Source organism: Streptomyces sp. WM6386 (genome assembly GCF_000972385.1).
Classification (GTDB): Bacteria; Actinomycetota; Actinomycetes; order Streptomycetales; family Streptomycetaceae; genus Streptomyces.
The window spans coordinates 23,263-47,362 of the sequence record NZ_JXTE01000017.1 but is presented as its reverse complement, the minus strand read 5'-3'; the positions used below and the strand labels follow the sequence as shown (position 1 = coordinate 47,362).

Annotated in this window: 25 protein-coding genes and 3 pseudogenes; 17 read left to right on the top strand and 11 right to left on the bottom strand. The window is 71.3% G+C overall.

Annotation, left to right across the window (positions count from 1 at the left end; genetic code table 11):
* Positions 1–66: 66 nt before the first annotated feature.
* Complete coding sequence (locus tag TN53_RS13230) at positions 67–834, bottom strand: TVP38/TMEM64 family protein (protein ID WP_046258630.1); 768 nt, start codon at positions 832–834, stop codon at positions 67–69.
* A gap of 49 nt (positions 835–883) precedes the next feature.
* Between TN53_RS13230 and TN53_RS13225 the strand changes: the two genes are divergently transcribed.
* The 3 genes from TN53_RS13225 to TN53_RS13215 all read left to right on the top strand — a co-directional run bounded on the left by TN53_RS13225 (position 884) and on the right by TN53_RS13215 (position 3,982).
* Positions 884–1,606 carry a DNA alkylation repair protein gene (locus TN53_RS13225; protein ID WP_046258629.1) on the top strand — a complete coding sequence of 241 codons (723 nt, stop codon included), beginning with the start codon at positions 884–886 and terminating at the stop codon, positions 1,604–1,606.
* A 254-nt stretch (positions 1,607–1,860) separates the two neighbouring features.
* Positions 1,861–3,039: an elongation factor Tu gene (gene tuf / locus TN53_RS13220; protein WP_046258628.1), complete on the top strand. Its 1,179-nt coding sequence runs from the start codon at positions 1,861–1,863 to the stop codon at positions 3,037–3,039.
* Between the two features lie 97 nt (positions 3,040–3,136).
* Positions 3,137–3,982, top strand: coding sequence for a spermidine synthase (locus TN53_RS13215; protein WP_046258627.1), 846 nt, complete (start codon positions 3,137–3,139; stop codon positions 3,980–3,982).
* Here TN53_RS13215 and TN53_RS49535 read toward each other — a convergent pair.
* The 4 genes and pseudogenes from TN53_RS49535 to TN53_RS13200 form a co-directional block, all read right to left on the bottom strand.
* Positions 3,944–4,102: pseudogene (locus TN53_RS49535) on the bottom strand (MFS transporter); the annotation flags it as partial. The gene TN53_RS13215 and the pseudogene TN53_RS49535 sit on opposite strands and share 39 nt — an antisense overlap.
* Before the next feature lie 86 nt (positions 4,103–4,188).
* On the bottom strand, positions 4,189–5,169 hold the full coding sequence (locus TN53_RS13210) for a membrane protein (protein ID WP_046258626.1): 981 nt from the start codon (positions 5,167–5,169) through the stop codon (positions 4,189–4,191).
* Positions 5,170–5,240: 71 nt separating this feature from the next.
* Positions 5,241–6,263 (bottom strand): membrane protein, encoded by a 1,023-nt coding sequence (locus TN53_RS13205; protein WP_046258625.1) that lies wholly within the window; start codon positions 6,261–6,263, stop codon positions 5,241–5,243.
* A gap of 66 nt (positions 6,264–6,329) precedes the next feature.
* Entirely contained in the window at positions 6,330–7,241 is a 912-nt protein-coding gene (locus TN53_RS13200) for a hypothetical protein (RefSeq protein ID WP_046258624.1), read from the bottom strand.
* 86 nt (positions 7,242–7,327) lie between these two features.
* Here TN53_RS13200 and TN53_RS13195 point away from each other — a divergent pair, with 86 nt between their 5' ends.
* Positions 7,328–7,765, top strand: coding sequence for a DUF4442 domain-containing protein (locus TN53_RS13195; RefSeq protein WP_046258623.1), 438 nt, complete (start codon positions 7,328–7,330; stop codon positions 7,763–7,765).
* Between the two features lie 51 nt (positions 7,766–7,816).
* On the opposite strand, the pseudogene TN53_RS49300 reads toward TN53_RS13195, so the two are convergent.
* Positions 7,817–8,223, bottom strand: a pseudogene (locus TN53_RS49300) (UTP--glucose-1-phosphate uridylyltransferase); the annotation flags it as partial.
* Positions 8,224–8,599: 376 nt separating this feature from the next.
* Between TN53_RS49300 and TN53_RS13185 the strand changes: the two are divergent.
* The 3 genes from TN53_RS13185 to TN53_RS13175 all read left to right on the top strand — a co-directional run bounded on the left by TN53_RS13185 (position 8,600) and on the right by TN53_RS13175 (position 12,935).
* The gene (locus TN53_RS13185) at positions 8,600–10,447 is read left to right on the top strand and encodes an RICIN domain-containing protein (RefSeq protein ID WP_095046462.1); all 1,848 of its coding nucleotides are present in this window, start codon (positions 8,600–8,602) and stop codon (positions 10,445–10,447) included.
* Positions 10,448–10,623: 176 nt separating this feature from the next.
* Positions 10,624–12,225, top strand: coding sequence for a carboxylesterase/lipase family protein (locus tag TN53_RS13180; RefSeq protein WP_046258622.1), 1,602 nt, complete (start codon positions 10,624–10,626; stop codon positions 12,223–12,225).
* Positions 12,226–12,290: 65 nt separating this feature from the next.
* Positions 12,291–12,935, top strand: a complete 645-nt coding sequence (locus tag TN53_RS13175) for a DedA family protein (protein ID WP_046258621.1) — start codon at positions 12,291–12,293, stop codon at positions 12,933–12,935.
* 61 nt (positions 12,936–12,996) lie between these two features.
* Here the strand turns inward: TN53_RS13175 and TN53_RS13170 are convergent, their stop codons facing one another.
* The gene (locus tag TN53_RS13170; protein ID WP_046258704.1) at positions 12,997–13,524 is read right to left on the bottom strand and encodes a gamma carbonic anhydrase family protein; all 528 of its coding nucleotides are present in this window, start codon (positions 13,522–13,524) and stop codon (positions 12,997–12,999) included.
* Positions 13,525–13,633: 109 nt separating this feature from the next.
* Between TN53_RS13170 and TN53_RS13165 the strand changes: the two genes are divergently transcribed.
* Complete coding sequence (locus TN53_RS13165; RefSeq protein WP_046258620.1) at positions 13,634–14,386, top strand: acyltransferase; 753 nt, start codon at positions 13,634–13,636, stop codon at positions 14,384–14,386.
* A gap of 12 nt (positions 14,387–14,398) precedes the next feature.
* On the opposite strand, the gene TN53_RS13160 is transcribed toward TN53_RS13165, so the two are convergent.
* Positions 14,399–15,256 carry a DMT family transporter gene (locus TN53_RS13160; protein ID WP_046258619.1) on the bottom strand — a complete coding sequence of 286 codons (858 nt, stop codon included), beginning with the start codon at positions 15,254–15,256 and terminating at the stop codon, positions 14,399–14,401.
* A gap of 93 nt (positions 15,257–15,349) precedes the next feature.
* Between TN53_RS13160 and TN53_RS13155 the strand changes: the two genes are divergently transcribed.
* Positions 15,350–15,922 (top strand): helix-turn-helix domain-containing protein, encoded by a 573-nt coding sequence (locus TN53_RS13155; RefSeq protein WP_046258618.1) that lies wholly within the window; start codon positions 15,350–15,352, stop codon positions 15,920–15,922.
* Between the two features lie 20 nt (positions 15,923–15,942).
* Entirely contained in the window at positions 15,943–16,500 is a 558-nt protein-coding gene (locus TN53_RS13150; RefSeq protein WP_046258617.1) for a YbaK/EbsC family protein, read from the top strand.
* 10 nt (positions 16,501–16,510) lie between these two features.
* Here TN53_RS13150 and TN53_RS13145 read toward each other — a convergent pair whose 3' ends face one another.
* A complete protein-coding gene (locus TN53_RS13145; protein WP_046258703.1) occupies positions 16,511–17,533 on the bottom strand; it encodes a cation diffusion facilitator family transporter in 1,023 nt (340 codons plus the stop codon).
* A gap of 60 nt (positions 17,534–17,593) precedes the next feature.
* Here TN53_RS13145 and TN53_RS13140 point away from each other — a divergent pair, with 60 nt between their 5' ends.
* On the top strand, positions 17,594–17,953 hold the full coding sequence (locus TN53_RS13140) for an ArsR/SmtB family transcription factor (RefSeq protein WP_046258616.1): 360 nt from the start codon (positions 17,594–17,596) through the stop codon (positions 17,951–17,953).
* A gap of 6 nt (positions 17,954–17,959) precedes the next feature.
* Here the strand turns inward: TN53_RS13140 and TN53_RS13135 are convergent, their stop codons facing one another.
* Both TN53_RS13135 and TN53_RS13130 read right to left on the bottom strand, forming a co-directional pair.
* Positions 17,960–19,183 carry a 4-hydroxybenzoate 3-monooxygenase gene (locus TN53_RS13135; RefSeq protein ID WP_046258615.1) on the bottom strand — a complete coding sequence of 408 codons (1,224 nt, stop codon included), beginning with the start codon at positions 19,181–19,183 and terminating at the stop codon, positions 17,960–17,962.
* 483 nt (positions 19,184–19,666) lie between these two features.
* Positions 19,667–20,074: a CoA-binding protein gene (locus TN53_RS13130; RefSeq protein ID WP_046258614.1), complete on the bottom strand. Its 408-nt coding sequence runs from the start codon at positions 20,072–20,074 to the stop codon at positions 19,667–19,669.
* A 205-nt stretch (positions 20,075–20,279) separates the two neighbouring features.
* Between TN53_RS13130 and TN53_RS13125 the strand changes: the two are divergent.
* The 6 genes and pseudogenes from TN53_RS13125 to TN53_RS13105 all read left to right on the top strand — a co-directional run.
* A pseudogene (locus tag TN53_RS13125) lies at positions 20,280–21,356 on the top strand (glycoside hydrolase family 15 protein); the annotation flags it as partial.
* Complete coding sequence (locus TN53_RS49295) at positions 21,356–21,505, top strand: glycoside hydrolase family 15 protein (RefSeq protein ID WP_324609613.1); 150 nt, start codon at positions 21,356–21,358, stop codon at positions 21,503–21,505. The pseudogene TN53_RS13125 and the gene TN53_RS49295, both read left to right, overlap by 1 nt.
* A gap of 141 nt (positions 21,506–21,646) precedes the next feature.
* A complete protein-coding gene (locus tag TN53_RS13120; protein WP_234441588.1) occupies positions 21,647–22,348 on the top strand; it encodes a hypothetical protein in 702 nt (233 codons plus the stop codon).
* On the top strand, positions 22,345–22,887 hold the full coding sequence (locus tag TN53_RS13115) for a SixA phosphatase family protein (RefSeq protein WP_046258613.1): 543 nt from the start codon (positions 22,345–22,347) through the stop codon (positions 22,885–22,887). Before TN53_RS13120 ends, TN53_RS13115 begins: the two co-directional genes overlap by 4 nt.
* Positions 22,884–23,378: a DUF6210 family protein gene (locus tag TN53_RS13110; protein ID WP_063776245.1), complete on the top strand. Its 495-nt coding sequence runs from the start codon at positions 22,884–22,886 to the stop codon at positions 23,376–23,378. Before TN53_RS13115 ends, TN53_RS13110 begins: the two co-directional genes overlap by 4 nt.
* 83 nt (positions 23,379–23,461) lie before the next feature.
* Complete coding sequence (locus TN53_RS13105; protein WP_046258612.1) at positions 23,462–24,088, top strand: YigZ family protein; 627 nt, start codon at positions 23,462–23,464, stop codon at positions 24,086–24,088.
* The last annotated feature ends 12 nt before the right edge of the window (positions 24,089–24,100 follow it).

Below are 24,100 nucleotides of genomic sequence, written 5' to 3'. Positions count from 1 at the left end.
TCGCTCCTGCCAGCGCCTCTGGCCAACGCGATGGTGCTCGGTGGGCGCGTCCCTGACCGGCGTTTATCAGCGTGCCCGGAGATGGTGGCGCTTACGCCAGGCCACCATGGCCCCTACCAGTGCCGGGACCGCGATCGCCGCCATCGCGATCAGGAACGCCGGGGACGTCGGCGTCGACGCACGGGCCCCTGCCACGACGTACGCGGCGGTGTTCGGGATCGAGCCGAGCGCCGTCGCCAGCAGGAACGGCACGTAGCCCATGCGTGAGACCGCGGCGCAGTAGTTGGCGGCGGCGAACGGGACGCCGGGGAACAGCCGGATCGCCAGCATCGAGCGGAAACCGTGGCGGCTGAGCTGGCCGTCCGCGCCCTGCAACAGGCGACCGCGCAGCAGCGGGCGCAGGGCGCCTTGGCCCAGTACCCGGCCCAGCGTGAAGGCGATGCCGGCGCCGAGCACCGTGCCCGCCAGCGCGGCGCCGAGACCCAGCTGCGAGCCGAAGAGAGCGCCTGCGGCCAGGTTCAGCAGCGGGCGCGGCACGAACGCCACCGAGCACAGCCCGTACGCCACCGCGTACACCAGGGCGGCCGCGGCCCCGCTGAGCTCCGGTGGCCAGCCGTCGGCCAGCAGCCGCTGTGGCTCCAGGAGCAGCACGGTCGACCCGGCCGCCACGAGGAGCGCGACGAGCAGGGACAGCCGCGACCAGGGCGAGAGCAGCACTCTCGAGAAGCGGGCGGCGGGACCGACCGTGACGGGTGCCGCGAGGGCGAGCTCCGTGGCGGTGGCCGGGGGAGCGGCCGTGGCGGTGCCCCCAGAGCGGGTGGTGGCATCGAGCATCCGGTGACACTAACCGACCGATGTGTGTGATCGCCGTATGGTTCGTCTCATGAGCGTCACAGGTGTGGGATCTCCCTCACTGCCGCACAGCACTCTCGCGGACACCGTCCTGGAGCGGCTCACCGCCGTCTACGGCGCAGCGGCCGACCGCGGGCGGGCCGAGCCCATGCGCGCGTACATGAAGGACGTCGCCCCCTTCCTCGGCCTCACCACGCCCGTACGCCGCTGCCTGTCCCGCACCGTCCTGGAGGGCACGCCCCGCCCCGACGAGGCCGACTGCACCGCGATCGCCCTGCGCTGCTGGGAGCTGCCCGAGCGCGAGTACCAGTACTTCGCCGTCGACTATCTGCGCCGCCACGCGCGCGTGCTCCCGTCCGGCTTCCTGCCGGTGGCCCGGCACCTCGTCTCCACGGTCCCCTGGTGGGACACCGTCGACCTGCTCGCCGCACACGTCGTCGGCGCGATGGTGACCGCCGACCCGAAGCTCAAGGCCGACATGGACGCCTGGATCGTGGACGACGACCTGTGGATCGCCCGCACCGCCCTGCTCCACCAGCTGCGTCACAAGGAACACACCGACGCCGACCGCCTCTTCGCCTACTGCCTGCGCCAGTCCGGACACCCCGACTTCTTCATCCGCAAGGCGATCGGCTGGGCGCTGCGCGAGTACGCCAAGACCGACCCGGCGGCCGTACGGTCCTTCCTCGCCCGGGAGAAGGGCCGCTTCGCGCCGCTGTCGGTGCGGGAAGCACTCAAGAACATCGGTGCCTGACGCCCCGTAGCTCGAAAAACCATTCGACGCCGGGCGGGGGGTCGGCAATGATCGGCCTCATGTTCCGGCACGCCTTCCTCTTCGCAGCATCCGCAGTCGCGGATGCACCGAAGGCTGCCGTTGAAATCTTCCTGGCCGCTGTCGACGGCGCCCGAAGCTGACCCTCTCCGGATTGTCCGGCGGACCCCGCAGGGGGAGGGTCGGCCAGTTCCCCGGGGTCCCCATCACCAACGAAGAGGCTTCGAGGAATCGCCATGCCCAAGACGGCATACGTGCGCACCAAACCGCATCTGAACATCGGCACCATGGGCCACGTCGACCACGGCAAGACCACCCTGACCGCCGCCATCACCAAGGTCCTCGCCGACCGCGGCACCGGCGGCAGCACCCGATACGTCCCGTTCGACCGCATCGACCGGGCCCCGGAGGAGGCCGCGCGCGGCATCACCATCAACATCGCGCACGTCGAGTACGAGACCGACACCCGGCACTACGCGCACGTGGACATGCCGGGCCACGCCGACTACGTCAAGAACATGGTCACCGGCGCCGCGCAGCTCGACGGGGCGATCCTCGTCGTCTCCGCGCTCGACGGGATCATGCCGCAGACCGCCGAACACGTGCTGCTCGCCCGGCAGGTGGGCGTGGACCACGTGGTCGTCGCGCTGAACAAGGCGGACGCGGCGGACGACGAGCTCGTGGAACTCGTCGAGCTGGAGGTCCGTGACCTGCTCACCACGCACGGGTACGGCGGCGACGCGGTGCCTGTCGTACGGGTCTCCGGGCTCAAGGCGCTCGAGGGCGACCCGCGGTGGACGGCGTCCATCGACGCGCTGCTCGACGCGGTGGACACATATGTGCCCATGCCGGAGCGGTACTTGGACGCGCCGTTCCTGTTGCCGGTGGAGAACGTGCTCACCATCACCGGCCGCGGGACGGTCGTCACCGGTGCCGTGGAGCGGGGCACGGTCCGGGTGGGCGACCGGGTCGAAGTGCTCGGGGCGGAGGTCGAGACCGTCGTCACCGGGCTCGAGACCTTCGGCAAGCCCATGGACGAGGCGCAGGCCGGGGACAACGTGGCGCTGCTGCTGCGGGGCGTTCCCCGGGACGCCGTACGGCGTGGGCATGTGGTGGCCGCGCCGGGCAGCGTGGAGCCGCGACGGCGGTTCTCGGCGCAGGTGTATGTGCTGTCCTCCCGCGAGGGCGGTCGGACGACGCCGGTGGCGACGGGGTATCGGCCGCAGTTCTACATCCGCACGGCGGATGTGGTGGGTGATGTCGACCTGGGTGAGGTGGCTGTCGCGCGGCCTGGTGAGACGGTCACGATGACCGTGGAGCTGGGGCGGGAGGTGCCTCTGGAGCCGGGGCTCGGATTCGCCATCCGTGAGGGTGGTCGGACCGTGGGTGCGGGGACCGTGACAGCCGTCGTGTGAGGGTGGCTGGTGTGCGTGGGTGACTGCGGGGCCGTTGTGGCTGGTCGCGCAGTCCCCCACGCCCCGTGGCGGCATGCGTCACAGGCACAATGACCAGGTGACCGAGTCCCTCCCCGTCGCCCGTGCCGTCGATCACGGGTTCGCCAAGCTCATGCCCGACGTCGACCGTGCGCGGGCCTGGCTGCTCACCGTCGACGGGGCGCCTCAGTCGTACGTCGATCTGGACGAGCCGACGCATCTCGAGTTCGAGTACGCCCGTCGGCTCGGGCATGTGCTGGACACCGTCGCGGACGCGGGACAGCCCCTGGACGTGCTGCACCTCGGAGGCGGGGCGCTGACGCTGCCGCGCTACCTCGCCGCCACCCGGCCCGGGTCCCGGCAGGATGTCGTGGAGGCCGATCAGGAGCTGTTGCGGATGGTCGCGGAGCATCTGCCGCTGCCCGAGGGGGCCTCGATCACCCTGCACGGTGCCGATGCGCGGGCGTGGCTGGAGGCGGCCCCGGCCGACTCCGCGGACGTGCTGGTCGCCGATGTCTTCGGAGGCTCGCGGGTGCCCGCGCACCTCACGTCCCTGGAGTACGTCCGGGAGGCCGACCGGGTGCTGCGCGACGGGGGTGTCTATCTGGCCAACCTCGCCGACGCGGCGCCCTTCGCCTTTCTGCGGTCCCAACTGGCCACCCTGGGCACGGTGTTCCCGGAGCTCGCGCTGATCGCCGAGCCGGGGGTGCTGCGGGGCCGGCGGTTCGGGAACGCCGTGGTGGTCGCCGCCCGGAAGCCCATCGACACGGCCGCACTCGCCCGGCTCACCGCCTCCGACGCCTTCCCCGCCCGCGTCGAGCACGGGGCCGCCCTACGGGACTTCACCGGCGGTGCGCGGCCCGTGCGGGACGAGGACGCCGTGCCGTCACCCGAGCCCCCCGACGGGGCGTTCGGCATCGGCTGAGCCGCCTGCGGCGGACTGTGCCACCGGCTTGCTCCCCCGCCTCAGGCTCCGCACGTCCGATACGCACAGCACCGCCGCGGTCGCCGGCGGCACCATGGCGACGGAGCCGAACCAGTCGTAGGGCCGCATCGGCGGAGGTCACCGGCCGGCTGTCCCCGGTTCGTCCCCGGGCTTGCCGAACCCGTTCCCGGCCGATGACACGCTGGTCAGCCCGTGGGTTCGCCGTACAGCCGGACCGTGCTGAGGATCTTCTGGACCGTCGCGTCCGGCACCTCGTCACCGGTGCCCTTGACCCCGTGGAAAGTCCAGGAGACGAAGTCACCCGTGGAGTTCTTGAACGCGAACGTCGTCGCCTTGCCGTTCGTGTCGCACTTGTCCGTCTTCGGCACGCCCGTCGAGTAGGTCGTGGCGACGCTGCCCTCGATGCCCGAGGCCGTGGTGTACGCCTTCGCCTTGCCGATGGTGAGCAGCTTCTTGGAGGCGTCCTTCTGGTCGGTGTATCCGCCGAACACCCACCAGGCCGAGTCGTTGCGGGCGACGTCGGCGGTGTTCTTGGCGCCGTTCTGGCCCTTGGTGCCGGCCGTGCCGAGCGCTTTGTCGCTGGTGGTGCCGTCCTTGTCGGAGTCGGAGGTGCACCACTTCTCCTGGACGTAGGCCGGTGCGGACATGCCGATGAGGGCCGAGCCGTCGCCCTTCTTCTCGTCCTCGTAGCCGATGAACACGCCGGGCGACTCGACCTGCCAGTCCGCCGGGACATCGAAGGCGGTGCCCCACTTCGGGTTGACCACGACCTTCCAGCCGTCGATGGTCGGCTTCGCCCCGTCACCGCCACGCGGATCGTCGTCGGCGCTCGGGCTCGCCGAGGTGGGCGCCGGGGTGGTGGCGGTCGGGGTCGGGTCGCCGCCGTCCGCCTTGTCGTCCTTGTCACCGCCGAGGACGAGAAAGCCGGTCACACCGGCGGCGACGACGACGGCCAGGGCGGCCACGATCGCCGTGATCTTCGTACGGTTGCCACCGCCGCCCCCGGGCTGCGGTGGCTGGGGTATGTCCCACTGGGGCTGGTGCCCGTAAGGAGTGGGTTGCTGATAGCCGGGCTGTTGGTACGGATTGGGTTGCTGGTACCCGGGCTGCTGGTACGGGTTGTGCGGGTTCTGCTCGCCCCCGGGCGGCTGCTGTTCTGGCCACATGGCCGACAACCCTAGGGGGGCGGGGAGGCCGGTGCCCCGCACATCCGGCTAGCGGACGGCCTCCCCACGGCTCAGCCCGTCGGCTCGCCGTGCAGCCGGACCGTGCTCAGGATCTTCGTGATCGTGGCGTCCGGAAGCTCCTCGTCGACGCCCGTGGCCCCGTACAGGCTGAACGCCACGAAGTCACCGGCGGAGTTCTTGAACCCGAACGTGACCGCCTTGCCGTCGCTCGCGCACTTGCCCTTCTGGGGCGTGTTCTTCGAACGGGCCCAGGCGATGCTGCCCTTGACGCCGGACGTCGTCGTGAACGCCTTGGCCTTCTCGTCGAGGGTGATGCTCTTCTTGTCCGGCTGCGTGTAGCCGCCGTACACCCACCACGCGACCTGGTTGAGGGCGACCTCGTCGGTGTCCTTGGCGCCGTTCGCGCCCTTGGTGCCCGCGGTGGCGAGGGCGGTCTCCTCCTTGTCACCGTTCTTGTCGTCGTCGGAGGTGCACCACTGTTCCTTGAGGTACGCCGGCGCCGACATGGTGATGATGGGCTTGTCACCGGCCTTGGCGTCGTCCTCCTCGAAGCCGATGATCATGCCCGGCGACTCGACCTGCCAGTCCGCCGGGACATCGAAGGCGGTGCCCCACTTGGGGTTGATGACGACCTTCCAGCCGTCGATCGTCGCCTTCTCCTCCTCACCGCCCCGCGGGTTGTCGTCCGAGCCGGAGGCCGACGCGGACGGATCGGTCGAGACGGACTTCGACGGAGGCGCGCTCTGGCCGGTCTGCTTGTCCGAGCCGCCGTCCGACTCGTCGTCCTTGTCACCGCCGAGGACGAGGAAGCCGGTCACACCGGCGGCCACGACGACGGCCAGGGCGGCCACGATCGCCGTGATCTTCGTACGGCTGCCACCGCCGCCGCCTCCGGGAACTCCGGGCTGCGGCGGCTGGGGCGTGTCCCACTGGGGCTGCTGCCCGTAGGAGTTGGCCTGCTGATAGCCGGGCTGTTGGTACGGATTGGGTTGCTGGTACCCCGGCTGCTGGTACGGGTTGTTCTGGTCCTGCGGGTTCTGCTCGCCCCCGGGCGGCTGCTGTCCTGGCCACATGGGCAGTCACCTTAGTGGCGTCGGTGCATCGATTCGGTCACCGCCCCTTGTCAGGGACGTAGCAAGTCAGGACTCCCCGGGCGTGAACACGCGTACCGTGCTCAGGATCTCCTCGACCGTGGTCTGCGGAACCTCCTCGTCGACGCCCGCGGCGCCGAAGAACGACCACGACGCGAAGTCACCCTCGGCGTTCTTGAAGGCGAAGGTCGTCGCCTTGCCGTCCGTGTCGCACTTGTCCTGCCGCTCGACCCCGGAGGACTCCGACGTGGCGACGCTGCCGGTCAGACCCGACGCGGTGGTGAACGAAGTGGCGGTCGCGGTGGTCACCTTCTCCTTGTCCGGCTGGGTGTACATGCCGTAGACCCAGGCCGCGGAGTCGGCGCGGGCGATCTCCTCGGTGCTCCGCGCGCCCTTGTTGCCCCGTGATCCGGCGCTCGCCAACGGGGTGTCGTCGGTCCTGCCGTCCTTGTCGTCGTCCGAGGTGCACCACTGCGCCTTGAGGACTGCGGGTCCCTTCATGGCGACCAGCGGTGTCTCGTCGGGATCGTCGTCCTCCGCGACGTAGGACACCCAGTCCCTCGACTCCAGCGCCCAGTCCGCCGGAACGTCGAAGGCGACGCCGAGGTCCGTGTTGACCACGACCTTCCAGCCGTCCACGGTCGGCTTCTGGCCGTCGGCCGTGCGCGGGTTGCCGGAGGCGGACGGCGATGCCGAGGAACGCGTCGGGTCCGGTGCCGCCTCGTCGTCGCCGCCACCCCCGAGGAACACGGCGCCGGTCACCAGGGCGGCGACCACGACGGCCGCGGTCGCGGCGAGGGCGACGGTTCTCGTACGCCGGTTCCCGCTGTCCGGCGCGGGCGGCGGTGGCGGCGGTGGCGCGGTGTACGGGTTGGGCTGCTGATATCCCGGCTGCTGATAGGGGTTCGCGTCCTGCTGCGGATTCGTTCCGCCCCCCGGCGGTCGCTCTCCTGGCCACATGGGCGGTAAGGATACGACGATCATCACACCTGCCTGGTCATGCGAGGCTACTCGTGGGTAACATGCCCATCATGAGCGCAGACCAGATGTCGATCGGCGAGATGCTGTCCGCCACCGTCCCCATGGCCCGGACCCTGCACCTCGAGTTCCTGGAGACCACACCGGAGAAGGCCGTGGTGTCCCTGCCGGACCAGGGCGAATACCACAACCACGTCGGCGGCCCGCACGCCGGCGCGATGTTCACGCTCGGTGAGACCGCCAGCGGCAGCATCGTCCTCGCCGCGTTCGGGGACCAGCTCTCGCGAGCCGTGCCGCTCGCCGTCAAGGCCGAGATCGCGTACAAGAAGCTCGCGATGGGAGCCGTCACCGCCACCGCGACCCTGGGCCGCCCTGTCGCCGACGTGGTCGCCGAGCTGGACGCGGGGGAGCGCCCGGAGTTCCCGGTGGCGATCGAGATCCGCCGTGCCGACGGGGCGGTGACCGGTGAGATGACCGTGGTCTGGACCCTGCGTCCCAACGGCTGAGCCACCCGTCCTGACATGGCCCCGGCCGTCGGTCGGGGCCATGGTGTGTGATCAGGCCCCGAGCCGCCGGCCTTCGGCTCCGCCGTTCTCGGCCGCCGTGACGAACTCCCTGAGCCAGGCGAGGAATTCGAGCCCCGGGTCGGGCCGGCAACAGGCCGGCCGGACCACCGTGCGCAGCCAGTCCGCCTTGTCGCCGGTGTCGTAGCGCAGTCCCTCGAAGCCGACCCCGTGCACCGTGCCGCCCCTGGCGAGTGCCTGGAGGGCGTCGGTCGGGCATCCGGATGAGCAGTGTCGCGCGCGGGTCAATGAGGTCGTCGCCGAACAGGACGGCGAACGGCTCGGCGCCGAGGTGGCGACGGGCGCACAGCACCGCGTGGCCGAGGGGTTCGCGCTGCCGGATGTGGTGGAAGTCGGCGAGGCGGGCCGGGGTCGCGCACGACGCCAAGGCGGACCGTGTCTTGGTCGCGAGGTCGGTGGGAGGTCGGGAGACGATCATGCGGCCCATGCCGGCCCACGGGAATGAGAGCTTCCGGGGAGAAACATGGGGGCGCGCTATGTGTCGGCCCCGGGGTCGCGAAAGTTGGAGATTTCGTGTGCCAACTGTCTTTGGCTGCACACAACTTGGGGTCGGCCGGTCCGGGATTTCGAATGCGGGTGCGGATACCGCCGGTAACTTATCTGAATTCACTGCGTTTTGAACTTTGGTCACTCGAACTTCTTGTTTCCTGTGATTCACGTGTGCGAAAGTGACCGCCCCGAATGACCGCACCGTACCTGACGCGGCATAGGTATGCACCAATCACGCACCTGCTTTCCGGCGGACGCGCAATAGCCATGCCGTCCTGCGGCTTGGAAGGAATTGGTTCAGTGCAATCCCCTACCCCCCCAAGGCCCCCCTATCCGCCGCGCCCCGGAGCGACCCCGGGGGAGACCGACCGAAATCTCGTCGCCCAATTGGGCGGTGCCGAGGGCGGTGACCGCGCTGTCGCACTGCTGATGGCCCGGCACTGGCGGGCGACCCATGACTACGCGGTCATCTGCCTGGCCTCCTCGTCCGGTTCGGCGGAACTCGTGGCCGCCGCGGCGTTCCACCGGGTGCTCGGACGGGCGGGCGGGGGCGCGGTGCGGCCCCAACTCCTGGTCGCCGTACGGGACACGGTGAAGGAGTGGGCCGCACAGGACCGCATTTCCGCGGCGCTGCCGGAGTTGGGCAAAACGACCGGCGGCCGCGGACTGCGTGCCGCGCGGGGTGTCACCCCCGAAAGGCGGAAGCTCGCCGAGCGCGCATTCCAGGCCCTTCCGGGTGCCTCGCAATGCCTGTTGTGGCATGTCGAGGTCGAGGCCGAGCACATATCCGTACCGGCCGGTCTGCTGGGGGTCGACATCCCCCAGGCGGCGGACGGGTTGGAACGGGCGCGCGACCAATTCCGGGAGGGCTGTGTACGAGCCCACCGGGAACTCGCTCCCTCCAAGGACTGCCGCTTCTACAACCGTCTCCTCGACGTCCCGATTCGCCGTGGCGGCGCCCTGCTCCCCGATGTGCAGCACCATCTGATGGAGTGCCGCCACTGCCGGCACGCCGCCGAACAGCTCAGCCATTTCGAGGGCGGCCTCGAGGCGCTGCTCGCCGAGACCGTGCTCGGCTGGGGTGCCCGGCGCTATCTCGACTCCCGGCCCGGCCGCGGCGGTTCGAGCCAGTCGCCGACGGCCCGTCCGCGCGGCGGCCGTCACCGGCCCGCACGTGTCGCCGCACCGAGACGGCACACCAAGGCGGCGATGATCGTGGGCCTGACCTCCTTGGCCCTGCTCGCGACCGTCCTCGTCACCAAGGGCTGGTCCGATGACAACGGTGTCCCCGACCCCGGTGTCACCTGGGGCGCGCCCAGCGGCAACGACATCGTGCCCAGCCCCGACTCGGTGCCCTCCGACGGTTCCCCGTCGGCCGCCTCCGCGAGCGACCCCGTGGAGATCGGCCAGGGCAGACTCCGCAGCCGCACCGCCGATCTCTGCCTCGACATCCGGGGGAACAAGGTCGAGGCCGGATCCGCGACGGTGCTCGCGGCCTGCTCGTCGGTGCTGTCCCAGCAGTGGTCGTACCAGGACGACGGCCTCTTGCGCAGCCTCGCCGATCCCACCCTCTGCCTCGGCGCCGACACCGACGAGGGTTCGGTCGTCCTCGCCGGATGCCTGGTGCACGCCGGTGAGGTCCAGTACGACCTCACCGTCCGCGGTGAACTCCTGCTCCGCTGGGGCAAGGGGCTGGTCGTCGCACCCGACAAGGACCTCGACGTCGTAGTGGTCGAGCGCGACGGCTCCGCGGATCAGGGGTGGCTGTTCGAGACAGCGGATCCGCCCACCGCTGAGACGCGGGAGAAGGGCGAGACGGAAGGGAAGGAAGAGAAGGAACACAGGACAGAGAAGACGGGGAAGGGCGGGACGAAGGAGAAGGGGGAGAAGGGGGAGGGTGGGGATCTCCAACTCCCGGACACCGCCTCGAAGTCACCCACGGCTGAGCCCGTGCGCCCCGAGGAGCCCGACGGGCACGCTCCGGGCGAGGCGGAGGAGTACGAGCCGCGCGCGGCCCAGGTCGACCATCGGGCCGAACCCGAGGACCCGGCCGTCCTCCAGGACGTGCCGGTCGCGGGAACCGTCGTCACCGCAGTCGGATCCCTCCTTCACTGACCCGGGGGCCGCCTCGTCGAGGCGGCCCCTCTTCGGTTGTTGTTGGCATCCGGCCGCTTCTCGTTCACCTCATTGACACGAGTCACTAAGGGTCATAGTTTTCCCGCCGCGCCCATGGCGTTTCCCACCGGATGTGTTCACAAAGTCGTGCCCGCACACCGAAGGAGTGACGGCTCATGACCGACACCGTCTCCCGGCGACCCGCCCTGCGTCCGCTGCGCGGGGCGATCGCCGTCGCCCTGACGGCCCTCGCGGCCGCGCTCGTGACGCCCGCACCCGCTCAGGCGGTCGGCTCGCCCGATCCCGTCGTCCGTACGGAAGCGGGTCTGGTACGAGGTGAAGTCACCACCGAGGGGCGGCAGTTCCTCGGCATCCCGTACGCCGAGCCGCCCGTCGGCGCGCTCCGCTGGAAGGAACCGAGAGCGGTCAGGCCGTGGCACGGGGTGCGTACAGCACAGGACTTCGGCAACAAGTGCGTCCAGACGTCGAGTTGGGACCCGGGGTACGAGCAGCCCTCACACACCGAGGACTGCCTCGACCTCAATGTGTACGTCCCCGAACGCGCCGGACACCGCGCGGTCATGGTCTGGTTCCACGGCGGCGGGCTCACCGCCGGGGCCGGACAGGACATCGTCCCCGACACCTTCGCCCGGCAGACCGGCACGGTCGTGGTCACCGTCAACTACCGCCTGGGTGCGATGGGTTTTCTCGCCACCACTGGTCTCGACGACGAGGCGCGCGACGGGGTCTCCGGCAACTTCGGCATGCTCGACCAGCAGACGGCGCTGCGCTGGGTGCGGGCCAACATCGGCCGCTTCGGCGGCGACCCGGGCCGTGTCACCATCGCCGGTGAGTCCGCGGGCGGCCGCTCGGTCTGCACCCAGCTCGCCTCACCCACGGCGAAGGGACTGTTCCGGGCGGGCATCATCGAGAGCGGGGCGTACGACGACTGCGCCGCCCGGACGCGGGAGACGGCAGTGAGTCAGGGGGCCGCGTTCGCGCGGCAGCTCGGGTGCGAGACGGTCGCCTGTCTGCGCGGCAAGCCGGCCGCCGAAGTCCTCGCCGCACAAGGGGAGTTCGACTGGGCTCCGGTGGCCGGCGGACGCTTCCTGCCCACCCAGCCCTCGGACGCCTTCGCCCAGGGTGCCGCCGCCGGGGTGCCGGTGATGAACGGGGCGAACCAGGACGAGGGCCGGCTCTTCGCCTTCGCCCGCTTCGACCTCGGCGGGAACCCCCTCACGGCGGAGCAGTATCCGACGGTCATGCGGGAGGAATTCGGCGAGCAGGCGCTGCGGCGCTACCCGGTCTCGGCGTACCCGACGCCCACGATCGGCTATGCCACGGCCCTCGGCGACCAGCTCTTCGCGTGCAGCGCGCTACGGCTCGACGGCGTGCTCGCCGGCCGCGGACCGGTCTACGGGTACGAGTTCGCCGACCGCACCTCCCCGCCGTTCGCCTCACTGCGCGATCTGGGGACCGACTTCGACTTCGGGGCGACCCATGTGAACGAGTTGCAGTACCTCTTCAAGCACTTCGGCCTCCAGTCCCCGCTGAACCGCGAGCAGCAGGTGCTGGCGCGGCAGATGGTCCAGTACTGGGGATCGTTCATCCGCGGTGGAGTGCCGCGGGCGGACGGACAGCCCTCGATGCCCGGCGGTACGGGGACGGTGCTCTCGCTGCGGACGGCGTCCGCCGGTGGTAACGCCTTGAGTGCGACCGCGCACCGTGAGCACCGGTGCAACCTCTGGGACCCCGCCACCGTCACACTCAACGGGTAGGCTGCCCCGACGCACGCTCACGTGGAGAGTGCGTCGCAAACACAGGACAACGGGAGGAACCGGCGGTGCACGTCCAGGAGTGGCTCGAGACCGTACCCGCGGTCAGCATCTATCTGCTGGTGGGCCTGGTCATCGGCCTGGAGAGCCTGGGCATTCCGCTGCCGGGCGAGATCATCCTCGTCTCGTCCGCGCTGCTCGCCTCCCAGCACGGTGAGATCGACCCGTTCATCCTCGGTGCCTGCGCCAGCGCGGGAGCGATCATCGGCGACTCGATCGGCTATGCGATCGGCCGCAAGGGTGGTCGGCCGCTGCTGGCCTGGCTGGGCAGGAAATTCCCCCGGCACTTCAGCGAGGGGCACATCGCCACGGCGGAGCGGTCCTTCGAGAAGTGGGGCATGTGGGCCGTCTTCTTCGGCCGCTTCGTCGCCCTGCTGCGGATCTTCGCGGGGCCGCTGGCGGGTGTGCTGCGGATGCCGTACTGGAAGTTCCTGATCGCCAACGTCCTCGGGGGGATCATCTGGGCGGGCGGTACGACGGCCGTCATCTACTACGTGGGGATCGTCGCGGAGTCGTGGCTGAAGCGGTTCTCGTGGCTGGGGCTGGTGCTCGCCGTGCTGATCGGGCTCACGTCGATGCTGGTGCTCAAGCGCAAGGCCGCGAAGGCTCAGAGTGCGGTGCGTGAGGCCGAGACCGTAGGGGCTTCTGAGTGACCTCGGGCGCGGGGTTGTCGTGGCTGGTCGCGCAGTTCCCCGCGCCCCTGGGTGGGTTTGCCTAGCTGTGGATTTCGTCGTGCGCCTTCGCCAGATCCGCGTACATGGTGCCGTTCAGCGTGACGCCCTGACGCTCTTCCTCCGTCAGCTCACGCCTCACCTTCGCCGGTACGCCCGCCACCAGTGAACCCGGCGGCACCTGCATCCCCTGTGGGACCAGTGCCTGTGCCGCCACCAGCGACCCCGCGCCGATCACCGCGCCGTTCAGCACGGTCGCGCCCATTCCGATCAGGCAGTCGTCCTCGACCGTCGCCCCGTGCACCACCGCGTTGTGCCCCACCGACACCCGCTCGCCGATCGTCACGGGGTATCCCGGGTCGGCGTGCAGGGTGCAGTTGTCCTGGATGTTGCTCTGCGCGCCGACGGAGATCCGCTCGACGTCGCCGCGGACCACGGCCCCGTACCAGAGGCTCGCCCCCGCCTCCAGCGTCACGTCGCCGATCACCGAGGCGGTGGGGGCCACGAAGGCCGCGCCGTCGATCTTCGGTTCCCGGCCGCCGATGCCCGTGATCAACGCCTTGTGCGTCATCGCCTTCTCCTCGTCGTCGCTGACACCGGCACCGTACGCCACGCGCGTGGGGCAAAGATCACAGGCCCGGTCGCTCATCGCCCCTCCTCACCCTGAGTACGGTGACCTCGTGCCGAAGAAGAACACGTTCTCATCCTGGTGCCGCGGCCTCACGCAGCGTGCCGTCCACGCGGGCTGGGCCTGGGTGCAGCGCACGGGTTCCGTGACCGCCGAACACCCGGGACGGTTCCGCTTCGGCGCGCTGGGCGAGCACTCGCGGCTCGCGTTTCCGCTCGGCACGGTCTTCGGGGAGCCGTGGATCCAGCTGGGCTCGCACTGCATCGTCGGTGAGCAGGTCACGCTGACCGCCGGTCTGATGCCCGACCTGGACCTCGGTCCGGAGCCGATCCTGCGGATCGGGGACGGTGTCGTCCTCGGCCGTGGCAGCCATGTCATCGCCGACACGACGGTCACCATCGGCAGCGACTGCTACTTCGGGCCCTATGTGTACGTCACGTCCACGAACCACTCCTACGACGATCCCCACGAGCCCATCGGCAAGCAGTGGCCGCGGATGGAGCCGGTGGAGATCGGCCCGGGCTGCTGGATCGGCACCGGTGCCGTGATCCTGCCGGGGGCGCGGATCGGGCGGAACGTGGTCGTGGCGGCCGGGGCGGTGGTGCGCGGTGTGGTGCCCGACCACGCCGTGGTGGCGGGGGCGCCCGCCAGGATCGTACGGCGATGGACTCCCGAGGCCGGCTGGCAGCCGCCGCTGCGGACCCCGGCGCCCAGGCCGATACCCGAGGGGGTCACGCCGGAGCAGCTCAACGCGCTGGCCGGGCTGGACGAGGAGACGGCGGCGAAACTCGCCGAGCTGGACTGATCCGGGGGCGGCTCAGCCGGTCGCCAGCAGCAGTGTGCCCACCAGGGCCAGGCCGGCACCGGCCGCCTGGACCGCCCGCAGCCGTTCGCTGAGGAAGCCGCGGGCGGCGAGGGCGGTCACCACGGGGTAGAGCGAGGCGAGCACCGCCGCCACGGTGACCGGGCCCAGCCGGGCGGCGATCGCGTAGGTGCCGTTCGCCGCGACGTCCGCGAGGCCGACGAACGCCAGCGCCGGGAGCGAGGCCCAGGGGAAGCCGCCCGCCGGGAGCGCGGGGACTCCCTTGCGGACCGAGACGTACAGGGCGGCGCCGCCCACGGCGACGTTCACCACGCGCTGCACGAAGAGTGCGAGGAACAGGCCGGTGACCGTGGTGGACGCCTCCGCGATCAGCGCGAACACCGTGCCGAACCCGAACGCCGCGACCAGGGTGAGGAGGAGGGTCTGCCGCTGGACGGGGGCGCCCCGCAGCTGCGGGCCGCCCGCGAGGACGACACCGAGGACGGCGACCCCGATCCCCGCGAACTGCACCAGACCGGGGCGCTCACCGAGGAAGAGGCCCACGCCGACCGGGACGGCCACGCCGAGGGTGCCGAGCGGGGAGACCACGCCCATCGGGCCCAGGGCGAGCGCCTTGTAGAAGCAGATCAGGGCGACGGGGCCGATGAGTCCGGCGGCGACCGCGAACCACAGCCGCGGCCCGGCCTCGCTCCAGCCGCCGGTGGCGACCACGATCACACCGAGCACGACCGTGGCGATCGCCTGCGAGACGACCACCACCGTGAGCGCGGGGGTGCGCCGGGTCAGCAGTCCGCCGCCGAAGTCGACCAGCCCCCACAGGAGACTGGTGGCCAGGGCGAAGAATGCTGTCACGGGGTGCCTCGCAGTACAGTTCGGTGAACAATCGGGTGCATCTCACCGTAGTTCAATCAGGTGCACCGTGTCATACAGAATATTGGACGTGATGTGTCGGACCTCGATCTGCTGACCCAGTCCCTGGCGCGCAATGTCAAGCGCTGGCGGACCGAACGCGGCTTCACCCTGGACGCGCTCGCCGCACGCGCCGGAGTCAGTCGCGGCATGCTCATCCAGATCGAACAGGCCCGGACCAATCCGAGCATCGGCACGGTCGTGAAGATCGGCGACGCCCTCGGCGTCAGCGTCACCACCCTGCTCGACTACGAGCAGGGCCCGAAGGTGCGTATCGTCCCGCCCGAGCAGGTCGTCCGTCTGTGGCACACGGACGCGGGCAGCTACAGCAAGCTCCTCGCGGGCACGGAGGCCCCAGGCCCACTGGAGATGTGGGGGTGGAAGCTGATGCCGGGTGAGAGCAGCTCCTCCGACCCGCACCCGGTCGGCACGGTCGAGATCGTGCATGTCACGGGCGGCGAACTGACCCTCACCGTCGACGGCGTCGAGTACCGCGTCCCGGCCGGCTCCAGCGTCACCTTCGAGGCCAACGCCTCGCACACCTATGGCAATCAGGGTGACGTCCCGATGGAACTGCTGCTGGCCATCTCGGTGCCGGCCGCGCCCTGAACGGCTGTTAGCGTGCGGCCATGGACGCACCCATCGGACACTTCGACAACGCCCGGCCCGCTCCTGACTGCCTCGACGAACTGACCGCCCCCGTCGCGGACGCCGTACGCCGCTGGAGCGGCAGCGTCCCCGCCGGGCAGATCGTCTACGTCGAGACCGACCCGCAGTGGGCCGACACGGCCGTCTTCGTGCAGCACTACGGGCAGGAGCTGCTCGAACAGTCCGCGAACTGCGTCGTCGTCGCGGGCAAGCGCGGCGGAGAGTCCCAACTGGCCGCGTGTGTCGTCCTGTCCACCACCCGCGTCGACGTCAACGGCGTGGTGCGGCGCCAACTCGGCGCCCGCAAGGCCTCGTTCGCCTCGATGGACACGGCGACGGGGGAGAGCGGCATGGAGTACGGCGGTATCACCCCGGTGGGACTCCCCGCCGACTGGCCCGTGCTGGTGGACTCGGCCGTCGTCGACCTGCCCTACGTCCTGGTGGGCAGCGGACGGCGGCGCGGCAAGCTGCTGGTGCCGGGGAAGGCGTTCGCGGAGCTGCCGGGTGCGGTGGTGCTGGAGGGGCTCGGGATCGCCTGAGCCCTTGAGCTCAGGCCGCGGTGTGATGGGCGAGGATGTGATGCGGATCGTCCTCGCCCGGCAGGGGTGCGGGGTCGGCGTGCACCAGGGCAGCCGTGAGCCGGGGGACGGCATGCAGCAGGGCGTGCTCGGCCGCGACGGCCACCGCGTGGGACTGACGAACCGTCATATCGCCGTCGACGACCACCGCGACCTCGGCGCGCAGCCGGTGCCCGATCCAGCGCAGCCGCAGCTCACCGACCTCGCGCACGCCTTCGACCTTCCGCAGGGCGTGCTCGGCCCGGTCGACGAGCGCCGGGTCGACGGCGTCCATCACCCGCCGGAACACCTCGCGCGCCGCGTCCCGCAGCACGAGAGCGATGGCGGCGGTGATCGCCAACCCCACGACAGGGTCGGCGAGTTGCCAGCCCAGGGCCGAGCCGCCCGCCCCCAGCAGCACGGCCAGTGACGTGAATCCGTCCGTACGGGCGTGCAGTCCGTCCGCGACCAGCGCGGCCGAACCGATGTCCCGGCCGACCCGGATCCGGTACCGCGCCACCCACTCGTTGCCCGCGAAACCGACGAGCGCGGCGACGGCGACCGCCGGGACATGCTGGACGGGACGCGGGTCGAGGAGCCGCTCGATCGCCGTCCACCCGGCGAACGCCGCCGACGCGGCGATCGTCAGCACGATCGCGATGCCCGCGAGATCCTCCGCCCGCCCGTACCCGTAGGTGAAACGCCGCGTCGCCGCACGTCGGCCGAGTACGAACGCGATCCCCAGCGGCACGGCGGTCAGCGCGTCCGCGGTGTTGTGAACGGTGTCCCCGAGCAGCGCGACCGACCCGGACATCACCACCACGACCGCCTGGGCCGCCGCCGTCACGCCGAGCACCGCGAGCGAGACCCACAGGGCGCGCATCCCGCGCGCCGAGGACTCCAGGGCGGAGTCCAGCTTGTCGGCGGTCTCGTGGGAGTGGGGAGTGAAGAGATGGGTGAGACGGTGGCGCAGCCCCGCATGCCGGTGATGGTCGTGGTGGTGTCGGTCGCTCACGTCGTTGCCCTTCCGGTGCGCGAAGTGGACGCAGGAAGCCCACGACGTCATTATGTGCGTATGAGCGCACGCATGCACCTATCACCTGCGCATCATGCGCACCCACGTACCCCCGGCGACGAACAGTTCGCCCTCGCCGCCGAACTCCTCGCCCTCCTCGGCGACCGCACCCGCCTCACCCTGCTGCACGCCCTGACGACCGGAGAGGCCGACGTCACGACCCTCACGGAGGCCTGCGGAGCGGCGCGTCCCGCGGTCAGCCAGCACCTGGCCCGATTGCGGCTGGCGGGGCTGGTGACCACACGGAAGGAAGGACGACGGGTGATCTACTCACTGCGGGACGGGCATCTGCGACGGCTGGTGGACGAGGCGCTGAGCGTGGCGGACCACCGGCTCGACGACCGGCCGGTTCACGACTGAGAGGGCTCAGTACCCGGAGCCCTTGCCCAGGTACTGCTCCGCGAAGGCCGACGCCGCGGACGGCGAGCCGAAGAGGCGGCGCAGGCGGGCCAGGGTGGTGCCCGCGCGGTAGGGGTCGCCGGAGGAGGTGCCGTGGTAGATGTCGGAGAGCCACTGGGAGAACTCCTGGTAGTCCCAGACCCGGCCCAGACACGCGGCCGAGTAGCCGGACAGACCCGTGCCGTCACCCTTGCCGAGCTGTGCGATCAGCGCGTCGCCGAGCAGGAACGCGTCGTGCAGGGCGAGGTTCATGCCCTTCGCCGCGATGGGCGCCGTGAGATGGGCGGCGTCGCCGGCGAGGAAGAGACGGCCGAAGACCATCGGCTCGACGACATAGCTGTGCATGTCGAGGACGCGCTTCTCGATCAGCCGGCCCTCCGTGAGGGGCGGTGCGCCCGCCGCCCCCAGGCGCTCCCGCAGCTCCGACCAGACGCGGTCGTGCGACCAGTTCTCCGGGTCGTCGCCCGGCGGGCACTCCAGGTAGTAGCGGGTCACCTCGGGGCTGCGGGCCATGTGGCCGGCGAAGCCGTTCGGGTGCATGCCGAACACCACGCAGTCATTGGACGGCGGGGCCTCGGCGAGCAGCGCCAGCCAGCCGATGCCGTAGTCGTAGCGGGAGATGTGCGCGCGGTCCGGTGTCAGTACGGCGCGGGTCGCACCGCGTGCGCCGTCGCAGCCCGCGACGAAGTCGCAGTGGATCAGCACGCGTTCGCCCGACTCCGGGTCCGTGTACGACACCGACGGGCGGTCCGTGTCCAGGCCGTGCAGCTCCACGTCCCGCACACCGAACCGTATGTCGCCGCCGCGCACGTCGGCGTACTCGCGCACCAGGTCGGTCACCAGCAACTGCTGCGGATAGATCCAGTGGTGATGGCCCGTCAGCTCGGCGTACTCGAACCGGTACCGCTCCCCGCCGAACCGGAACTCGCACTCGGCGTGGCGCTGCGCACGCTCCAGCAGGCTCACCGCGAGGCCCCGCTGCTCGAGACCGCGTACCGCCCACTCCTCCAGAACCCCGGCCCGGGGCCGCTGTTCGACGAACTCACGGGTCTCGGTCTCCAGGACCACGCAGTCGACGGAGGCGGCCCGCAGAATGTTCCCGATGGTGAGCCCCGCGGGCCCGGCGCCGATGACGACGACCGGACTGCGCTGCGCGGCGCCGGAGTTGGAGTGGGGGGTGGGGGAAGTCATCCGAGCATTATGTCCGCGCCCTGTCGCACCCGGGAACCGAGTACCGTGGAAATCCGGGTGACCGTGCGGTGCTCGCGAGCGGGGTGATGGCTTGGACGGGGTGGTCGCTTGGGTACCGGCCGACTTCTACCGTCCCGTCGACGGTGGCCTTCAGTGCACCCTCTGCCCCTTCCGCTGCCGGCTGCGCGACGGTGACACCGGCGCCTGCAAGGTGCGCCGACGGGAGGGCGACCGGGTCCTTACCGCCACCCGGGGCACCACCGTCGAGCACTGGTCGTCGGTCGAGCGCATGCGTGTCCACGCTCCGGGACGTGGCGGTCTTCCTGCCCATCGTCCTGACGTGGTTGTCCCTGTGGTTCGCGTTCCGGGACTTCGAGGACGCGCCGAAGCGCACCGACTTCCTGACGTTGTGGTCCTCGGGCCTCGGCGGTACCGCAGTGCTCCTCCATGGCGCGAGGCCAGGCGACGTTCCTGTGCGGCCGGTCAGCCGAGCCGGGGGATCTCGATGGCCGGGCAGCGGTCCATGACCATCTCCAGACCGGCGGCCCGGGTGCGCTCGTATGCGGCCTCGTCGATCACTCCGAGCTGGTACCAGACGGCCTTGGCGCCCCTCGCGACGGCCTCGTCGGCGACGGCACCGGCGAGGTCGCTGTTGACGAACACGTCCACGACGTCGACGTCGAAGGGGATCGCCTCCAGCGAGGGGTAGCCCCGCTCGCCGTGGACCGTCTCCGCCTTGGGGTGCACGGGCACGATGCGCTTGCCGTACCGCTGCAGCACGTCCGCGACGCCGTAGGCGGCGCGCCGCTGGTTCGACGACAGGCCCACGATCGCCCAGGTGTCGCCGCTCTCGGTGAGGATCTTGCGGATCGTTGCTGGGTCGCCGTACACGCTCGGCCTCCTTGAAAGTCCTGCCAGGGCTGGTGTGCGCGACAACAGCGGGCCGGGCACCGGGATTCCCACGGCTCTCAGAGCGCCGCCGGACAGCGGTCCCGCCGATGGTTCAACCTTCACCGGATCACGGGCCGGATCCTCGATCACGCGGACGGCGCAACCCCTGTGGCGACGGCGGCGGCCCGGCAGGAGTGTCGGGGCCATGCGGCGCTATCCCCCCATCGCCGACCACGGGCTGGTCGGAGACCTCCAGACGGCGGCCCTGGTCTCCTCCGACGGTGTCATCGACTGGTTCTGCGCCCCGCGCTTCGACTCGCCCAGCCTCTTCGCCGCGCTGCTGGACCACGAGCGGGGCGGTCACTTCGCCGTCACCGTCGAGGGCGAGGACGTCACCACCCGCCAGCTGTACCTGGCCGACACCGCCGTCCTCGTCACCCGCTTCCTCACCCCCGACGGGGTCGGCGAGGTCGTCGACTTCATGCCGGTGGACCGTCCGGAGACCGCCACGGACCGGCACCGGCTGATCCGGGTCCTGCGGGTGACCCGCGGCCGGGTCCGCTTCACGCTGGAGTGCCGCCCCCGCTTCGACTACGGCCGCGCGGACCACCGCCTCGACCTGCGCCCGGACCGCGCGCACTTCTCCGGTCCGGGCACCGACGCGTACCTCCAGAGCGCGGGACCGCTCACCCTGGAGCGGGACGGCACGGACGCCCGATCCGTCGTCGAGCTGGCACACGGCGAGCGTGCGGCCCTGATCCTGACCGTGTGCGCGACCGGGGCCGAGCCGCCCGCTCCGCCGACGCCCGAGGCCCTGGAGACGGAGTTCCACGCGGCGCGCGCCTTCTGGCACCGCTGGCTCCGCCGCAGTACCTACCGGGGCCGCTGGCAGGCGATGGTCAACCGGTCCGCGATCACCCTCAAACTCCTCACCTACGCCCCCACGGGCGCCCCCGTCGCCGCCGCGACCACGGGCCTGCCCGAACAGCTCGGCGGCGCACGCAACTGGGACTACCGCTACACCTGGGTGCGCGACGCCTCCCTTTCGATGCAGGCACTGATGGCCCTGGGTTTCACCGAGGCGGCGCACGCCTTCCGCCGCTGGCTCGGTGAGCGCCTGAGATCGGGCCGCACGGCCACCGGCGAGCCTCTCCAGATCATGTACCGCGTCGACGGCGACCCCCACCTCGCCGAGGAGACCCTCGACCACCTGGAGGGCCACCGCGGCTCCGCCCCCGTCCGTGTCGGCAACGGCGCCGCCGACCAGCTCCAGCTCGACATCTGACGTACGCCAACCATGTCGGCCTCTTCGCCGAGGAGATCGGCCGCACCGGCGAACAACTCGGCAACTTCCCCCAGGCGTTCACCCACCTCGCCCTGATCGGCGCGGCCCTCGCCCTCGACGAGGAACTCGACCGGGCGGAGCGCTGAGCCGGCGGGCGGTCCGCACGCAGGGGGTGGCCGATGTCCGGATACGTCACGCGCGCCGTGCCCGCCGTCGGACTCCGCCACCCTGACCGGAATCCGTGCCACCTGCCTGCGCACGACCCCGACCCCGCCTACGCTCACCCCGTGCTGCACATCATCGACGCCCGAACCGGCGCCCCCGTCCCTGCCCGCCGTGGCCCGACCCGCGTCGAGGCACATGTGCCGGGCTACGACGGCACCGCCCTGCGCGTGCTGCTCGTCGCCGACGTCCTCGCACGCGCCCTGGAAATCGGCGGCACACCGGTCTGGTCACTGCTCAGCGCCGAACGGGACCGGGCGGAGCTACGGGCGGGTGCCGCGGCCCTGGGTGTCCGGCCCTTCGAGGACGGCCGGGACAGCGGCCCGGGGACAGGCGGGTCCCAGGTCGTCCACGTGGCCGGCGAGGGCGGGGCGACACCCGACGGGGTGCGGGTCGCCGTCGCGCCGGTCACGGGTGCCCCGGAAGGAGCCGACCCCGGTGTGCTCCGTCTGGCGTTGCTGTCCAGCCGCCATGGCCTGCCCGTACGGCTCGACGCGGCCGCCTTGTCGGAGGCCGACGACACGCTCGTACGCTGGCGCCGAGCCGTCGCCGCATGGGCGCGCGAACCGTCGAAGCCGGTCCCCGAGGACGTGCGCGGAGAGCTGCGTACCGCCTGGGAGGACGATCTGGACGTCCCCGGCGTGCTGCGCGTCCTGCGCCGGGTCGAGGCCTCCGACCTCCCGGCGGGCGCCCGCTTCGAGACGTACGCCTACGCCGACCGGCTCCTCGGCCTGGAACTGACCCGCGACCTGGGGACCCTCGCGTGATCGCGCGCGCCGGAGCGGGCCCGCTGCGCCGCCTGGTCGTGCTGCGGCACGCCAAGTCCGCCTGGCCCGAGAGCGTCCCCGACCACCAGCGCCCACTGGCCCCGCGGGGCCGCCGGGACGCACCCGCCGCGGGCCGCGCGCTCGTCGAGGCCGACTTCCTGCCCGACCTCGCGCTGTGCTCCACCGCCGTCCGCGCCCGCCAGACCTGGGACCTCGCCTCCGCCCAGTGGGGCACCCCGCCGCCGGTCCGGCACGACGCGCGCCTCTACGGCGCCGACGTGACCGAACTCCTCGAGATCGTGCACGAGGTGCCCGCCGAGGTCGAGACGCTGCTGCTGGTCGGCCACAACCCCGGTCTGGAGGAGCTCGTCCTCGATCTGGCGGGCGACGGCCTCGACGACACCCTGGAGCGGGTCCACGTGAAGTTCCCGACCGCGGCCGTCGCCGTGCTGACCTGGCGCGGCACCGGGTGGGAGGCCCTGCTCCCCGGCACGGCACTGCTGACCGCGGTGACGGTGGCGAGGGGCAAGAAGGAGTGAGCGCGGCCAAGCGGTACGTCTTCCTCGACCCCGACGGCACCGGAACCGGTCAGGGCTGGATGTTCGTGGTCGTGGCGGCGCCGACCGGGGTGGTCTACCAGACCCAGGGCGGAGGTCACGGCTGCATGCCCTACGAGCAGGAGGGCTATCTGGTCCCCGTGTTCGGGCGGGACCTCGACGACGAGCTGAAGCAGATCTTCGTGCGGGAGCTGAAGGGACGGGGTTCGCGCGGCCTGGACTGGCCGGAGGAGCTCCTGGCCGGGCTCAGGAAGGCGGTCGCCGTCCACCTCTACGGCTCCGCCGACCGCGACGACACCTGGCCCAGCCCCCTCGTCCTGGACGAGTCCCGCCTCGCCGAGGCCGACGAGGCGTGGGTCCCGGTGCTCACCCCCGACGGACCCGGCTTCCTGGCCTGGGAGAACTCCGACCAGCCGACGTGCACCCGCGGCCGTCGCTCCGAGCCCTCCGCCTGCGTGCCGGTCATGCGGTGATCTCCCTGCGGCGCGATCTTCACCACATCGTCGCCCGCACCTCCTGGTCGGGCGGGCCGAGACGGTCCGCATAGGGTGGCCGGATGCCGGACGAGTACCGCACAGTCGCCCACGCGGGCGTGCACGAGACCGAGGTCAACCGCTCCCGCTTCCTGTGCGCCCTCGCCCCCGCGGCCACGGAGCAGGAGGCCCAGGACTTCATCGCGTCCGTCCGCAAGGAGCACGCCGACGCCACCCACAACTGCTTCGCCTACGTCATCGGCGCCGACGCCGCGATCCAGAAGGCGAGCGACGACGGCGAACCCGGCGGCACCGCGGGCGTCCCCATGCTCCAGATGCTGCTGCGCCGCGACATGCGGTACGCCGTCGCCGTCGTCACCCGCTACTACGGCGGCGTCAAGCTCGGCGCGGGCGGCCTCATCCGCGCGTACGGCGGAGCGGTCGGCGAAGCTCTGGACGTCCTCGGCACCCTCACCCGCCGCCGTTTCCGCCTCGCCACGGTCACCGTCGACCACCAGCGCGCCGGCAAACTCCAGAACGACCTCCGCTCGACCGGCCGCGAGGTGCGCGACGTGCGCTACGCCGAGGCGGTCACGATCGAGATCGGCCTGCCGGACGCGGACGTACCGGCCTTCGAGGCCTGGCTCGCCGACGTCACCGCCGGGGCGGCCGGGTTCGAACTGGGCGGAGAGGCGTATGGCGATGCCTGAAAGGCCGGTAAC

What these genes read in the sequence shown, in the direction of transcription:
- TN53_RS13205 (WP_046258625.1), bottom strand. Translation starts at nt 6,263, where the DNA reads ATGTGGCCAGGACAGCAGCCGCCCGGGGGCGAGCAGAACCCGCAGGAC.
- TN53_RS13170 (WP_046258704.1), bottom strand. Translation starts at nt 13,524, where the DNA reads ATGACGCACAAGGCGTTGATCACGGGCATCGGCGGCCGGGAACCGAAG.
- TN53_RS13195 (WP_046258623.1), top strand. Translation starts at nt 7,328, where the DNA reads ATGTCGATCGGCGAGATGCTGTCCGCCACCGTCCCCATGGCCCGGACC.
- TN53_RS13200 (WP_046258624.1), bottom strand. Translation starts at nt 7,241, where the DNA reads ATGTGGCCAGGAGAGCGACCGCCGGGGGGCGGAACGAATCCGCAGCAG.
- TN53_RS13135 (WP_046258615.1), bottom strand. Translation starts at nt 19,183, where the DNA reads ATGACTTCCCCCACCCCCCACTCCAACTCCGGCGCCGCGCAGCGCAGT.
- TN53_RS13210 (WP_046258626.1), bottom strand. Translation starts at nt 5,169, where the DNA reads ATGTGGCCAGAACAGCAGCCGCCCGGGGGCGAGCAGAACCCGCACAAC.
- TN53_RS13180 (WP_046258622.1), top strand. Translation starts at nt 10,624, where the DNA reads ATGACCGACACCGTCTCCCGGCGACCCGCCCTGCGTCCGCTGCGCGGG.
- TN53_RS13150 (WP_046258617.1), top strand. Translation starts at nt 15,943, where the DNA reads ATGGACGCACCCATCGGACACTTCGACAACGCCCGGCCCGCTCCTGAC.
- TN53_RS13225 (WP_046258629.1), top strand. Translation starts at nt 884, where the DNA reads ATGAGCGTCACAGGTGTGGGATCTCCCTCACTGCCGCACAGCACTCTC.
- TN53_RS13105 (WP_046258612.1), top strand. Translation starts at nt 23,462, where the DNA reads ATGCCGGACGAGTACCGCACAGTCGCCCACGCGGGCGTGCACGAGACC.
- tuf (WP_046258628.1), top strand. Translation starts at nt 1,861, where the DNA reads ATGCCCAAGACGGCATACGTGCGCACCAAACCGCATCTGAACATCGGC.
- TN53_RS13230 (WP_046258630.1), bottom strand. Translation starts at nt 834, where the DNA reads ATGCTCGATGCCACCACCCGCTCTGGGGGCACCGCCACGGCCGCTCCC.
- TN53_RS13185 (WP_095046462.1), top strand. Translation starts at nt 8,600, where the DNA reads ATGCCGTCCTGCGGCTTGGAAGGAATTGGTTCAGTGCAATCCCCTACC.
- TN53_RS13140 (WP_046258616.1), top strand. Translation starts at nt 17,594, where the DNA reads ATGAGCGCACGCATGCACCTATCACCTGCGCATCATGCGCACCCACGT.